15 protein-coding genes are annotated in these 13,481 nt (G+C 40.1%); 1 reads left to right on the top strand and 14 read right to left on the bottom strand.

Annotation, left to right across the window (positions count from 1 at the left end; translation table 11 throughout):
* Positions 1–34: 34 nt before the first annotated feature.
* The 12 genes from O2Q26_RS02015 to O2Q26_RS02070 all read right to left on the bottom strand — a co-directional run bounded on the left by O2Q26_RS02015 (position 35) and on the right by O2Q26_RS02070 (position 11,376).
* Positions 35–1,822: an ATP-binding protein gene (locus O2Q26_RS02015; RefSeq protein ID WP_289214340.1), complete on the bottom strand. Its 1,788-nt coding sequence runs from the start codon at positions 1,820–1,822 to the stop codon at positions 35–37.
* Positions 1,822–2,538, bottom strand: a complete 717-nt coding sequence (locus tag O2Q26_RS02020; protein ID WP_253936664.1) for a response regulator transcription factor — start codon at positions 2,536–2,538, stop codon at positions 1,822–1,824. The genes O2Q26_RS02015 and O2Q26_RS02020 overlap by 1 nt, the downstream gene beginning before the upstream one ends.
* An 84-nt stretch (positions 2,539–2,622) precedes the next feature.
* Positions 2,623–3,810, bottom strand: coding sequence for a c-type cytochrome biogenesis protein CcsB (gene ccsB, locus O2Q26_RS02025; RefSeq protein ID WP_289214341.1), 1,188 nt, complete (start codon positions 3,808–3,810; stop codon positions 2,623–2,625).
* A gap of 30 nt (positions 3,811–3,840) precedes the next feature.
* On the bottom strand, positions 3,841–5,472 hold the full coding sequence (resB, locus tag O2Q26_RS02030; protein ID WP_289214342.1) for a cytochrome c biogenesis protein ResB: 1,632 nt from the start codon (positions 5,470–5,472) through the stop codon (positions 3,841–3,843).
* A 27-nt stretch (positions 5,473–5,499) separates the two neighbouring features.
* Positions 5,500–6,051, bottom strand: coding sequence for a thiol-disulfide oxidoreductase ResA (gene resA / locus O2Q26_RS02035; protein WP_289214343.1), 552 nt, complete (start codon positions 6,049–6,051; stop codon positions 5,500–5,502).
* Between the two features lie 53 nt (positions 6,052–6,104).
* Positions 6,105–6,833: a pseudouridine synthase gene (locus O2Q26_RS02040; protein WP_289214731.1), complete on the bottom strand. Its 729-nt coding sequence runs from the start codon at positions 6,831–6,833 to the stop codon at positions 6,105–6,107.
* A gap of 183 nt (positions 6,834–7,016) precedes the next feature.
* A complete protein-coding gene (locus O2Q26_RS02045) occupies positions 7,017–7,529 on the bottom strand; it encodes a spore maturation protein (RefSeq protein WP_289214344.1) in 513 nt (170 codons plus the stop codon).
* Positions 7,526–8,122 (bottom strand): nucleoside recognition domain-containing protein, encoded by a 597-nt coding sequence (locus O2Q26_RS02050; RefSeq protein WP_289214345.1) that lies wholly within the window; start codon positions 8,120–8,122, stop codon positions 7,526–7,528. Before O2Q26_RS02050 ends, O2Q26_RS02045 begins: the two co-directional genes overlap by 4 nt.
* On the bottom strand, positions 8,110–9,195 hold the full coding sequence (locus O2Q26_RS02055; protein ID WP_434221028.1) for a D-alanyl-D-alanine carboxypeptidase family protein: 1,086 nt from the start codon (positions 9,193–9,195) through the stop codon (positions 8,110–8,112). The genes O2Q26_RS02050 and O2Q26_RS02055 overlap by 13 nt, the downstream gene beginning before the upstream one ends.
* A 464-nt stretch (positions 9,196–9,659) precedes the next feature.
* Positions 9,660–10,097 carry a hypothetical protein gene (locus O2Q26_RS02060; RefSeq protein WP_289214745.1) on the bottom strand — a complete coding sequence of 146 codons (438 nt, stop codon included), beginning with the start codon at positions 10,095–10,097 and terminating at the stop codon, positions 9,660–9,662.
* Positions 10,057–10,632 (bottom strand): SMC-Scp complex subunit ScpB, encoded by a 576-nt coding sequence (gene scpB, locus O2Q26_RS02065; RefSeq protein WP_289214346.1) that lies wholly within the window; start codon positions 10,630–10,632, stop codon positions 10,057–10,059. The genes O2Q26_RS02060 and scpB overlap by 41 nt, the downstream gene beginning before the upstream one ends.
* Positions 10,633–11,376, bottom strand: coding sequence for a segregation/condensation protein A (locus O2Q26_RS02070; protein ID WP_289214347.1), 744 nt, complete (start codon positions 11,374–11,376; stop codon positions 10,633–10,635).
* A 149-nt stretch (positions 11,377–11,525) separates the two neighbouring features.
* Here O2Q26_RS02070 and O2Q26_RS02075 point away from each other — a divergent pair, with 149 nt between their 5' ends.
* A complete protein-coding gene (locus tag O2Q26_RS02075) occupies positions 11,526–11,996 on the top strand; it encodes a DUF309 domain-containing protein (protein ID WP_289214348.1) in 471 nt (156 codons plus the stop codon).
* A 34-nt stretch (positions 11,997–12,030) separates the two neighbouring features.
* Here the strand turns inward: O2Q26_RS02075 and O2Q26_RS02080 are convergent, their stop codons facing one another.
* On the bottom strand, positions 12,031–12,396 hold the full coding sequence (locus O2Q26_RS02080) for a GNAT family N-acetyltransferase (RefSeq protein WP_289214349.1): 366 nt from the start codon (positions 12,394–12,396) through the stop codon (positions 12,031–12,033).
* Between the two features lie 642 nt (positions 12,397–13,038).
* Positions 13,039–13,473: a peptidylprolyl isomerase gene (locus O2Q26_RS02085; protein ID WP_253936653.1), complete on the bottom strand. Its 435-nt coding sequence runs from the start codon at positions 13,471–13,473 to the stop codon at positions 13,039–13,041.
* Between the last annotated feature and the right edge of the window lie 8 nt (positions 13,474–13,481).

The following is a 13,481-nucleotide window of genomic DNA, read 5'->3' on the forward strand; positions in this document are numbered from 1 at the left end:
AAATAGACTACATGATGATGGATGAATTAGCAAACTATTTTTCAAATTCATCCAATTGAATTGGAATCCTGACCGTAAAGGTTGTCCCTTCGTTCATGATACTATGAACATGAATTTTACCATTATGGGCTTCTACAATATTTTTTGCAATAGCTAAACCTAGACCCGTTCCCTTTTGAGATGTTTCCCGCTTCCTTGATTTATCCGCCTTGTAGAATCTCTCGAAAATAAACGGCAAATCATCCTCAGGTATGCCGTATCCTGAATCTGATATTTCGAATATCCACTCCTTTGAGGATTTAGCGACAATTACGTCTACAACTCCATTTTCAGCCGTATGACGGATAGCATTATCTATTAGATTCGTCATCACTTGTTCCATGCGGTCAGGATCAATGTTCATGCGATCGTCTTTTTCTTCTATCGATAGTCGTAAATCCACATGCTTGTCTTCAGCCAGACCTTTAAATTTTCTGACGATTTTCTTTATAAATACATCTGTTTCTACAGAGTCTCTATAAAGAGATATGTGACCTGCTTCCATTCGGGCCAAATCTAGAAGCTCATTCACGAGCCTCCCTATCCGAAGTGATTCGTCATGGATAATTTTCGCCAGTTCATTTTTATCTTCTCTGGATTCTGCAATATCATCCACTATGGCCTCACTATACCCCTGCAACATGGAAATCGGAGTTCTCAGCTCATGAGAAACATTGGCAATGAAGTCTTTTCTTAACTTATCAAGTCTTCGTTCGTCAGTCATATCTCTCAGTACGGCTACAGCTCCCCGCACGTGTTCCTCGTCGTATAAAGGGGTCATTATAATGACCCACGATCGCCCCTGTACGGCTACTTCTGTCATCAATTCTTCTTCATTCTCAATCACTTCATTAAAAACATGTTGAATGGGAGCTGGCAGTGTATAACCTTCCCCATCACCTTCTTCATTTTCAATTTTATTTTCAAACGCCCAAGCCTGCAAATATTGATCAGCAGGAGGGTTAGATACGAGCACATCACCTTGACGATTCATCGTAAGTACACCGTCTGCCATAGAACGTAAAATGCCCGACAATTGTTCCTTTTCGTGATTCAATGCATCTATATGGAATTTCAATTGCCTTCCCATCCGGTTAAAAGCCATAGCCAACTCACCAATTTCATCATGAGTCAAAATGGGGATTTTTGTATTGAATTCTCCTTTTGTCAATTCGAGAGCCCCTTCCCGCATTTTAATTAACGGGGAAGTGATTCTGGTTGAAAGGAAAAAAGCGAAGATCGTTGTCAGAATGATCGCTATTCCAGCACCTAAGAAAATGAACTTTGTCGTTTGATCCGTAGTTTCCTCAATCGTATCCAGTGATTGATAAACGAAGACTGCTCCCTCTTCACCTTGGAGAGGCGTTCCGACTACGATGAATCCCAGCTCGGAACTATTGATTTCAGCCACTTTCATAACATCTTCCTGATTCTCAGCTACACCAGCCAGTTCCTCGTCATTCATAAACCAGTCGTATGAAATATCAGGTAAGTTTTCATTTTTAGAGGCGACTGTCAGGATTTCTTCCGAGTCATCAGTAATGACGACTTGACTGGATGGATCTTTAACGAGCTCCGTCATCGTTAGAACAATGTCACTTTCTTCATATTCAGCTACTACGTCTGATACTTTAGATGCTGTCTGCAAAAGATCCTTTTCTGCTTCCACAACATGATAGTTTTCAAAAAAACCGAGAAGGAGTACAGTCAATATGAATAAGACAAAACAAACGAGTAATAGGATTGTAAACCACAGTTTACCTACAACACTACGCCAGAACATTAATCCCCACTGACCTCGAATTTGTAGCCTACTCCCCAAACCGTAACGATCATACCTGCTGCTTTAGAAGATACTTTGCTCAGCTTCTCCCGGAGCCTTTTAACATGCGTATCGACTGTACGTAGATCGCCAAAGAATTCATACTGCCAGACTTCTTTCAAAAGCTGCTCTCTTGCAAAAACTTTATCTGGAGCTTGTGCCATATAATTCAATAGTTCATATTCCTTTGGTGTCAAGGCAACCTCTTTACTGTCCGCTGTCACTCTATGGGCATCGTTATCTATCGTCATATGAGGAAAAACGAGCACATTCCTTGTCGATGTATCGGTCTCTAAAAATTTCGTTGTAGAAGCCCTTCTTAAAAGCGCTTTCACTCGAAGAACGACTTCCCTTGGGCTGAAGGGTTTAACAATGTAATCATCCGTCCCCACTTCAAAACCCTGGACGCGGTTAGCTTCTTCTCCCTTTGCCGTCAGCATAATTACAGGTGTCGCCTTCTTCTCGCGTAATTCCTTACAGACCTCTACACCGTCTTTGCCAGGCATCATGATATCTAATAGGATGACATCATAATCTTGGTTCAAAGCTTTGTTTAAAGCCTCTTCTCCATCTTCAGCTTCTTCTATAATAAAATTCTCTCTTTCTAAATACATTTTAATGAGTCGGCGAATACGTTCTTCATCATCGACGACTAAAATCCTTGCTTCTTGTTCCATAAAACAGCCTCCTCATAAAGTGTTTAGACTCATTATAATAAATGGCAGGTAGGATAAACAAATCCTACCTGCCTTAGTAGTCGATTAAGCATAAGAGTGCAGACCTGAAATGATTAAGTTCACTGCCAGCAAGTTGAACATGATGATGGCAAAACCACCTACAGCCAGCCAGGCAGATTTGGTTCCCTGCCATCCTCTCGATAATCTCAAGTGAAGATATGCTGCATAAAAGAAAAAGGTGATCAGCGCCCACACTTCTTTTGGATCCCAGCCCCAGAACCGATCCCAGGCTTGCTGAGCCCAAATCATTGCAAATATAAGAGCACCTAATGTAAATATCGGAAATCCGATAGCTACAGCACGGTAGCCTACCTCATCAACAATTTCAGGATTCGCTTTTCTTAAAAGCGGCTGAAGGGCAGACCCGATTCTTTTTCTAACGACTAATCGTACAAGCCAATACAATACTAATCCACCCAAGATGGACCAGATCATCGTATTGAATTTAATAGCCGCATCGACCCCCCTCATCCATTCAGGAGCTTGAAATAAAGGAGACATCGCACCGTCTGAAATCAACTCACCGTCAAACGGACCCGCAATAGCCGGCATTTCATACGTTATTTCGACTGGCTGGCCTTCAACCGGAGCCTCGAAAGACGCTTCGTAATTGAAAGCACTGAATACAGAAGAAATAATGATGAAAGCCAGTGTAGTAGCTACCATGTAAATGACGAACTCCAACCAAAATGTCTGCTTCGTCTTTTTAGACTGATCGACTTGACGAATCAGAAATATTAATCCTGCCACAAAGCTGATTGATAAGATGGCCTGCCCAAGGGCAGCTGTCGTTACGTGTATATATAACCAATGAGACTGTAATGACGGAACCAGTGGTGAAATCTCAGTAGGAAACATACTTGCGAATGCAATAATAAGTAAAGCAATTGGTAAAGCGATCACACCTAAAACGTTGATTCGGTAAATGAAATACATAATGATGAATGCGAACACAAGCATCATTCCGAAAAACGTAATAAACTCAAACAAGTTACTTACAGGCGCATGTCCGGCCGCACCCCAGCGAGTGAAAAAATAACCAAGCTGGGTAAAAAAACCGACAATTGAAAGTATGATTCCAATTTTACCGATACGATCAGGTGAAGTACTTTTTTTATCTCGTATTGCCCCTGCAAAGAAAAATGTAGCAACTAAATAGATGACGAAAGCAGCATAGAGTAAATTACTGCTTATCGCACTTAAATCGCCCATATTCTCTCCTCCTTTATAGACTGATATAGGTTAATCTTTCAATTCTTGTTGATCGACCGGTGGTTCTATTCCAGTACCTTTCGTAGATTTTTCTATCTCTCTCTTCAAGGCTACCCAGTTCTTATTGGTATGTCCGGCGATCCACACACCGTTATCTTTAGGTTTAACCCATATACGTCTGTGGTTCCAATACATGCCTTGAATGACCCCGATCATAAAAATAGCCCCGCCTAACGCTATGAAAGGCAGTGTGTAATCTTTTCTGACCGTAAGTCCGGTAACATCTCGAACGTCGAAATCAACTAAACCTACTTTAAATTCATTTTCACCAGAACCATCTACGTTTGCCCCTATCCCGGCAAAGCTCACTTCAGGCTCACCATCAGATTCACCTGGAGGATAGACGTTAAAAACAAATGCAGGATTTCGAGGGTATTTGGAAACTGATACAGGTTTTCCATCATCAAGTTCATATTCCGGAAAATATGAGCCAAGAACAACAACATGGCCGCTGTCCAATTCATATTCTGTTTCCGGGTCATTCAAATCAATCGTGAATTCACCATATGAACTATCTTCATCATCCATATCGTGCAATTTGAACGTCATTTCGTTGAATTCATTTTGCTGATAGCTTGCCTGGTACAGTGTATAATTTTCAAATTTTATCGGGTGGTTCACCCTCGCTTGCGCTTCTTTAATTTCTTTTAATTCAGGATCTTTTCCCACGACGATATCATCCGTCCGTTCATAAATGACGGCGTTCGTCTGGTAAGTTTTTGGCACAGGCTGGCCATTTCTCATTATGGCTTCCTGGAAGCGCTCATCATTTTCGTCGTAATTCTCTAGTATAAAATCTTCATTCTTAATATAATACTGCCCTTCGGTACCTGTGATCATTTTAGTTTCGCCTTCTCGGACCCAGACGAAATCATCTACGTATAGTGCAGGAACGAATCTAAGTAAGGTACCCAGCAAAAAGACGATCAGCCCAATATGGTTGACATAAGGACCCCACCTGGAGAAACGGTTTTTCTCTGCGAAAAGGCTTCCATCTTCTTCAGTGACTTTGTAACGATTCTTCTTGAGATTCTCTTTCATCAGCTGCATATCTATAGAATCAGATTCTGTCTTACCGAATATCCGCTGTTTTTTCATAAATTGATCATGGCGCTTCGGCTTTTGTGTTTTTAATGTTTTATATAAAGGTATAAATCGATCGAGACTGGCGATTATGATAGAAATACCTATCAGTGCAAGTAAAAGCATATACCACCAAGAGGAAAACAAGTTATGAAAACCTAACTGGTAGTAAATCTGCCCAATCAATCCATATTGATCTTTATAATGCGTAGATGCATCGGAACCTGGAGGTATGTACATCTCTTGAGGAAGAAGTGTTCCAATTGCTGAAGCTATCAGTGTAATGACGATGAGCCAGACGCCGACCTTTACGGAAGAGAAGAAATTCCACACCTTATCGATGAACGTCCGATTATATGTTTGGGATCTTCTGGCACTGCCATCGTATCTCATGTTCAGCAATGCCTGATTCTCATTGCCGTTAAGATGCTGATTATCTTCAACCGGCTTACCGCACGCCTCACATAAAACCGTCCCCTCAGGGTTCACATGCCCGCATTCACATGTAATTTCATTCATAGTAAAACCTCACAATTTCATATGGACTTATGTCTCTGGGGTGATCTCGTTTAAATAGCCATCCAGCTTATCTAAAGTTAAGGGACCTACGACCTGCTCCTCTACCACTCCATCTGCATTCACAAATAAAGTGGATGGAAGCCTGCTTACATTGTATTGGTCCATGACTTGGCCATTTTTATCATGAAGAATTGGAAATGATAAACCATATCTTTCCTGGAATCGTTCCACAACGATATTCGTAGAATCCAAATTGACTGCAAGAATTTCTACGTTTTTATCTTTATACTCGCTATATAACTCTTCCATGTAAGGCATCTCTTCTTTGCATGGTTCGCAATAAGTCGCCCAGAAATTGATCATGACCCCTTGACCTTCTAAATCGTCAAGCGAAACTACTTCATCCGTCCCGAATTTATTCAATTGAAAATTTGGAGCTTGTTCTCCTTTTGCCACTACACTCTTATCATCTTTGAGATTGGAGATAAGGGCAAAAGCAATTAAACCGACCATGACAGCCAACATTGCCGTGCGAAAGATTAAACGTTTCTTTTTCTTTTTTAAAGTACTTTGCTTCATAGCATTCACTCCCACATCATTATATCATTGATGAGCAATGGATTTTTTGAAAATTATTTAACATTTTCTTCTGCTTGTTGACGAAGCTGCTTAACTTCATGAGGTTTCAAGGGACGGTGATCTCCAGCATTCATTCCGTGTAATGTTATGGAACCGTATCTTTCTCTTTTTAGCTTATCTACCGGAACTCCCAGTGCATCAAACATCTTCCTCACTTGACGATTTTTTCCTTCATGGAGTATGACTTGAACAATGGCGGTCCCTTTCTTATGTTCGGTCGACATTATTTTTACATGGACTGCTTTCATTTTTTCACCTTCGACAGTCATTCCTTTTTTCATTTTCTTCAATTGATCATCCGTAGGAATCCCTTTAGTTTTCGCTATATATACTTTATCTATCTCATGCTTTGGATGCATTAACAGATTGGCAAATTCTCCGTCATTCGTTAATAGCAGTACACCTGATGTGTCGTAATCCAGTCGTCCTACTGGAAAAATTCTTTCTTCCACTTCAGGCAGATAGTCGGTTACTACTTTTCTACCTTTATCATCCTTCACACTCGATATGACACCTCTCGGCTTATACAATAAGTAATAGACTGGAGCTTCTTTGACGATAGGTACTCCTTCCACTTCTACATCATCATTGGAACTCACTTTCGTACCAAGTTCTTTCACTACTTTGCCGTTCACTTTAACTTTTCCTTCTGTAATCATTTCTTCTGCTTTTCTTCGCGATGCTACTCCAGCATGAGCGATAACTTTTTGCAGACGTTCCAGATTAGCCATTGGATCGTCCTCCTATAATTATTTATTTATCCATCTAAAAAGGATAGTTTGCGGACTCTTAAGAGACCTTCCATCTTAAAACACTAGGAAGCCACGCTGGGAAGCCCAGCGCGGCTTACTATCTTTATAGTATTATACATGAGTGATACCTATTTAAACAATGGAATCAGCTCTTTAAGAAAATAAGATCAGCACAATGATAATCGAAGCAATTATACCAACCAGATCTGCTAAAAGTCCAACTTTAAGAGCATCTCCCATTTTTTTGATACCTACTGCCCCGAAATAAACTGTGATGATATATAAAGTGGTGTCTGTACTTCCCTGCATTACAGATGCCATTTGTCCAATTAGAGAGTCTGGTCCGAACGTTCGGATAAGTTCTGTTGTCATGCTAAGAGCGGCTGTCCCTGATATAGGACGGATCATAGCCAAAGGAAGTATTTGTTCTGGAATATTGAATACGGCCGTAAGAGGTTTAAATAAATGCAGAAAGGCATCCATTGCACCAGAAGCTTGAAATATAGCGATGGAAACCATCATCCCCAGCAAATATGGAAGAAGAGATATTGCGATTTGAATTCCCTCTTTACTTCCTTCTACAAAAACCTCGTATGCAGGTACCCTTTTTGCTGTGGCCGTCACCAATATAATGAGTATGATAGCCGGAATCAACCATATGCTCATAAGATGCGCCCTAGACGTCGTCTTCTGTAGTAAAAATATCGGTCGATCAATATTGCTGCCGTGGTAGAAATGAGGGTAGCTAGAATTGTCGGCCCTATGATCGTTGTCGGTTCCACTGATTCATATTTCATACGTATGGCTATAACCGTCGTTGGCACTATCGTCAACGAAGAAGTGTTGATGGCTAATAATGTAATCATGGAACGACTGGCTTCTGTGCTGCCTCCTGAAAGGCGTTTCAGCTCTTTCATGGCTTTAAGCCCCATAGGGGTGGCAGCATTCCCAAGCCCAAAAATATTTGCTGTCATGTTGGATAAGATATATCCGATCGCCGGGTCATCTGCCGGAATTTCAGGAAACAATCGTCTTACAAGGGGGTTGAATAATTTGGCCAGTCCTTTCAATAAACCAGCTTCTTCTGCAATTTTCATTAGACCTAACCAAAACACTAATACACCGAGTAAACTCATTGTGATGAGAATGCTTTCGTCAATTGTTTCAAATATCGCTTTGTTCACTTGCTCCATGGTGCCATTAAATGCGGCATAAACAATTCCGCTTACAGCTAATACGACCCAGATTACGTTGACCACATCTCCACCCCCATCATTCTCCTAAGAAATGATAAGCCGCTTGTAACAAAGGGCAGAGTCGGCCGTTCAGTTAATACAAAGGTTTCAGCAACTAATTCATCGTCTAAGTGGAATAACCGCTTCCCTGCATAATCCAGTCCTTCTGCGTTCTGTTCGAATACGGCTTGTAAACGGCTTTTTTCATCTTCTGTCAGAGGGACATGAATGTCCGAAGGTAAGTAATAGTTCTTTCCGTTGACACCTACGTATCCTTCTTCTTGAATCTGGTACGTTTCATAATGTTCAAATCCCCATTCGTACATCCTTTCATGATCATTCCAGTCGCTTGGAGCATTAAGAGTAACTGCAATTAATTCCATTCCATCTTTCTCTGCGCTGCTCACTAATGTGCGGCCGGCAGCTTTTGTAAATCCGGTTTTCCCACCGGTTGTGTTTTCGTATAGCATCGTCAGCAATTTGTTTTTGTTCTGCCAGGAATATGTGCGATTCTCGGATTTATAAATTTCACTTCCCGTCACTTCACGAAATGTTTCATTTTTCATGGAATACGCCATTAATAGTGCAAGATCATAGGCACTAGACACATGATTTTCACCGTCAAGTCCGTGGGGGTTTTCAAAATTGGATGCATTCATACCGAGCCAGCTTGCTTTTTCGTTCATAAGGTGGACAAATCCCTCCAGACTCCCACCTACATGTTCAGCAATTGCTACTGCAGAATCATTCCCTGAACGAAGCATCAATCCATAAACAAGATCCCTAAGCGGTATCTTCTCTCCTTCTGTAAGATAAATTGAAGAACCCTCTGCACGTATTGCACGTTCACTTACTACTACCTCTTCCTCCATTTTTCCAGATTCAATGGCTAGTAGAGCTGTCATAATTTTCGTAGTGCTGGCAATTAATGATGAAGAATAACCATCTTTTTCATAAAGCACTCTGCCAGAATGAGCATCCAACAATACAGCATGCTCAGCAGATACATACACTTCAGGCTCTGCATTTCCAATAGCTGGTTTTATCAGAAGAGTCACAAGAGTTACCATAATAATAATATGTATAATGAACTTCAATTGTAGTCGCCCTCCAGTCTTGTCCTTTTGTTTACAATATGCAAAAGCGTACAAGCTTATGAAGGTAAAAATAACAGCAACTTTAACAAGTGAAATAGTATCGCAGAACGCAAATAGTTTTTAAGCGGGTTAGATTGTCATTCGAGGTGTTATTAAGGAGAAAGGTGGTTTCAGTTTCATAAACTAATTAATAATATAGATAGATTATTTATGTGGCTTTCGGTTGGCTATAACGATTAAAGGAAAGAAAAGAGTAGCTTTGTAGTATGGCGAGGGTTCTCTTACTGTGTAGAGGGCCTCCTCAACAACCGGGAGCATCAAAAAAATAACACCATACAAAAAGGAAACCTCAGAGCCATATAGGAACTCTGAGGGATTTACATATTATTAAATATTGTTTAGTTCTTAAAATTATGACTATTAACTGAAACACTTATCTAATCTCAGCTGTTGAAACTATAGCTTCAGATAAGATGATAATGTCGAAATGAATCCACTTCCACTTCTTCTGCGTTCTCTATTTTATGATAAAGATCATAAATAGCTGGCATATTTAAATCTTCAAATACGAGCATTAACTCTTCTTCTTTAATTAAGATTTTTTTGCGGTACTTATATTCCGGGTATTTGATCAAGTATGCCAGAGCAAGAATAGAGACGACATCATCCTCCTCTATGGCAAAACGTTCAAAAACTTTTTGCTGGATATATTCCGCATAGCGAATTTCGAAATATTGCTGTCCATTTTGATCTTCGTAAATGACGACTGAACTGCACATTGAGACTTCTTCGCGATTACATTGACCTCTGGCATCAAGAAATTTCATATGGGTCACAGCCTTTCTGTAATCTTTTCTAATTTCAGTCTTCATCAAACTTTTGGAAAAATAAATCGGCTTCATTTTCTGCATTTTCCTGAATATTTAATTCCTCAAGCGGCGGGAGCTCTTCAATAGAGGATAAGCCGAAATAAGTTAGGAATTCTGTTGATGTTCCAAATAAAACAGGACGACCTATAGCTTCTTTTCTGCCTGTTTCCACAATCAATCCTCTATTCACTAAAGTCTGAACCGCTCGGTCACTCTTTACCCCGCGGAGGTCATCAATCTCTATTCTCGTGATCGGTTGTCTATAAGCAATGATTGCAAGTACTTCAAGTGCCGCCTGGGACAATCTTGTAGAAGCCTTTGTATTTAGAAGATGCTCATAATATGCAGCATGTTCCGGTTTTGTCGTCAAATGCAGCGTGCCATTAGACTCCATTATTTTAATTCCCCTATCTCCGAGTTCATAATCCTCATGCAGCATGTCAAGAGCTTTCTGCATTTCCTGTTGAGAACATCCTATAATTTGGGAAAGCTTATTCTTCGTTACACCTTCTTCTCCAGCCGCAAATAGTAAGCCTTCGATCAGCGCTTTATAATCGTCTGCACTCATTTATGGTTCCTCCGTTTTAAATACAATTAATTCATCAAAGTGGTTAGGCTGCACACAGACAATGTTATTACTTTTCATCAGCTCCAATATCGCTATAAAAGTCACAACTATATGAGGTTTTGTTCTTTCTTCAAATAATTTATTGAAGCTTATCCCCTGGTTACTCGTTGAAACTCTTCGAACGATGTCATCCATCCTCAACTGAATAGAGATCTCATCTCGTTTTATTTTTGTTTCATTCCTCTGGACTTTCTTGCTGCTTTTTAAGAGTCGTTGTACCGCTGCTACAATATCGAAAACAGAAACTTCACCTGGCGTAAGTGGCTCGGTGTCTTCTCCTTTATCTTCTACTGTCATTTGCGGCCTGGTATAAATACGGTTTTCTTCTAGTTCTTTGTTTTTTAATTCTTCAGACGCTCTTTTGAATTTTTTATATTCGATTAACTTCTGCATTAATTCGTCCCGAGGATCTTCCTCTTCCTCTTCCACTGCTTCATCAACTGTATTAATATTAGGTAAAAGCATCTGGCTTTTGATAGCCAGTAAGCTTGCAGCCATTACCAGGTACTCACTCGCCACATTTAATTCAAGTTCTTTCATGGTTTGAATATAATTCATGTATTGATCTGTGATTGTGGAGACCGGGATGTCATAAATATCAATCTCATAGCGGTTGATTAAGTGAAGCAGGAGATCCAATGGACCTTCAAATCCTTCGAGTTTTACTTGATAGCGATTGGTCATAGTGTTCTTTCCTTTTCAAAACGAGTTACGTACTGCAATAATAGTATCAGAAACGAACCATAAATGTTAATAGTAATAGAGGACCTTCCTCGAATTGCATGTTCGATTGATCTTGTTAAAATTAAAATAACAAGAAAGGACGGGATGGTATGTACCCTCGACCATACGTGGACTTTCTGACCCACTTCCATGGTACAAGAGATTATTTTGAATGTCATGAAGAACTTGAGGAGCATTGGAAAGAGACTGAACCTGGATACAGAGATTCTGTCTGGGTTTTACTTATCCAATTTGCCGTCTCTCTCTACCACTTCAGAAGAGGAAACAGAAAAGGAGCCGAAACCCTTATAAATAAAACCTTCGATAAACTCTCTGTCAACGACAAACAGTTAGAGCAGCTGGGTATCGACTCCGCCATGTTCACTCAGCTGATCCTTGAGATTAAAGATGACATTCAATCATTCAAAGGATACCAAAGCCCTGTCATTCCTATCTTTGATGAAAATCTGGTTCAGCTGATCAAGTCGCGATGTGCAGAGTGGGGAGTTATTTATGGAACTCCCAGTGATTTCAGCAACACGAAGCTGATTAACAAACACATGAAAAAATTCAGAAATTAGAAAGGAGGCGCCATAATATGGCGCCTCCTCCCGTTTAAACTTTTGATGAAGGTCGTTCATGATGACATTTCTCTACAAAAGTTTCTGTTACTTCATCAGGAAGAACTTCATAGTCTTTTTCAAATTGTGAACTAATCGATTGGATCATCTTTTTCCCTATACCTAGATTCCTGTGAGAAGGGCTTACGGAGACATGCTGGATATAGGCTTTGCGCCCCTCAGTCCGCACCCCGATCGTCCCAAGAATATCCTCTTCTTTCCACAGGAAAAGATGCCAATTTTCTTTTACTTCATAGTCGTTGATAATGTCTTGTAATTTTCGTACTTCTTTACATTCAGGCATAAAAGAAAGAAGACCCATTGCGATTTTTTCATATGACTTTTTAAATCTTATTAACATAATAACCCCTCGTATTGCTCATTTGATTTTTTAAAGCGAACCGAAAATTATCTACGGTGTCATTACATTACTATACCAAACCAATAATAGACGCCCCAGGCCATCCCAAGGATCAGCAGGAACGCAAATAACTTCCAATTCTTCTTTTTCATTGGCTTGCCCCCACGTCTGATCTTATCTAGGCAATATCATACGGCATATGAATAAAAGAATCAACCCACCGGGCGAAATAAGAAATCAAGTCCTCTATAACCGTTGAATACACGTTCTTTACAATGATAAATATCCAGGACCACTACTGTTTCGTAGAGATTTAATAAATAGCAGGATCCAACAATTGATTGGTTGGAAATAACATTATAATACGATGTAAAATTATATTATCAAAACATCCTTAAACTATTAAGTATACGGAGTCTAAAAATTGACATTAGAAGAGCAGCCCCAGAAAAGAAGAGGCTGCAATAGTTAAGTTTAATTTATGGTATTTCATATGCTTAGGATTGACTCAGATTGGAAAACTCCTAAAACCAGGACTTGACGTTTTAGTTAAAAAACGTAACCTTAAGGAGCAATCTTAGTAATTAATAAATGCAATCTAAAGCATTATCTTACCTTTGTAAAACACTTACCGGGTATTGCTTACTTATCTTCCACACGCACTCGCTGCATAACGTCTCCTGGACGTACTCGATCCACGGTATCAACACCTTCGACAACCTTGCCAAATACTGTGTGGCGGCCATCTAAATGAGGCTGTGGAGAGTGACATACGAAAAATTGGCTTCCACCTGTGTCTTTTCCAGCGTGCGCCATTGATAAGGTGCCTCGCTCATGTTTATGCGGGTTGCCTTCTGTCTCGCATTTGATTGTATAACCTGGTCCGCCAGTACCGTTTCCATTAGGATCGCCTCCCTGGATGACGAAATCAGGAATGACGCGGTGGAACGTTAACCCATCATAAAATTCACTATTTGCTAATTTTTCGAAATTTTCCACTGTATTCGGTGCCGCTTCCTCATAAAGTTCAATTAAAAATTTCTCGCCATTCTCAAATTCAATCGTTGCTTGTTTCATTATTCATT

It is taken from the genome of Halobacillus campisalis, from assembly GCF_030345335.1.
GTDB lineage: Bacteria > Bacillota > Bacilli > Bacillales > Halobacillaceae > Halobacillus_A > Halobacillus_A campisalis.

What these genes read in the sequence shown, in the direction of transcription:
- O2Q26_RS02075 (WP_289214348.1), top strand. Translation starts at nt 11,526, where the DNA reads ATGTACCCTCGACCATACGTGGACTTTCTGACCCACTTCCATGGTACA.
- O2Q26_RS02085 (WP_253936653.1), bottom strand. Translation starts at nt 13,473, where the DNA reads ATGAAACAAGCAACGATTGAATTTGAGAATGGCGAGAAATTTTTAATT.
- O2Q26_RS02070 (WP_289214347.1), bottom strand. Translation starts at nt 11,376, where the DNA reads ATGACCAATCGCTATCAAGTAAAACTCGAAGGATTTGAAGGTCCATTG.
- O2Q26_RS02080 (WP_289214349.1), bottom strand. Translation starts at nt 12,396, where the DNA reads ATGTTAATAAGATTTAAAAAGTCATATGAAAAAATCGCAATGGGTCTT.
- scpB (WP_289214346.1), bottom strand. Translation starts at nt 10,632, where the DNA reads ATGAGTGCAGACGATTATAAAGCGCTGATCGAAGGCTTACTATTTGCG.
- resA (WP_289214343.1), bottom strand. Translation starts at nt 6,051, where the DNA reads ATGAAGCAAAGTACTTTAAAAAAGAAAAAGAAACGTTTAATCTTTCGC.
- resB (WP_289214342.1), bottom strand. Translation starts at nt 5,472, where the DNA reads ATGAATGAAATTACATGTGAATGCGGGCATGTGAACCCTGAGGGGACG.
- O2Q26_RS02045 (WP_289214344.1), bottom strand. Translation starts at nt 7,529, where the DNA reads ATGAGCATATGGTTGATTCCGGCTATCATACTCATTATATTGGTGACG.
- O2Q26_RS02015 (WP_289214340.1), bottom strand. Translation starts at nt 1,822, where the DNA reads ATGTTCTGGCGTAGTGTTGTAGGTAAACTGTGGTTTACAATCCTATTA.
- ccsB (WP_289214341.1), bottom strand. Translation starts at nt 3,810, where the DNA reads ATGGGCGATTTAAGTGCGATAAGCAGTAATTTACTCTATGCTGCTTTC.
- O2Q26_RS02060 (WP_289214745.1), bottom strand. Translation starts at nt 10,097, where the DNA reads ATGAAGCCGATTTATTTTTCCAAAAGTTTGATGAAGACTGAAATTAGA.
- O2Q26_RS02020 (WP_253936664.1), bottom strand. Translation starts at nt 2,538, where the DNA reads ATGGAACAAGAAGCAAGGATTTTAGTCGTCGATGATGAAGAACGTATT.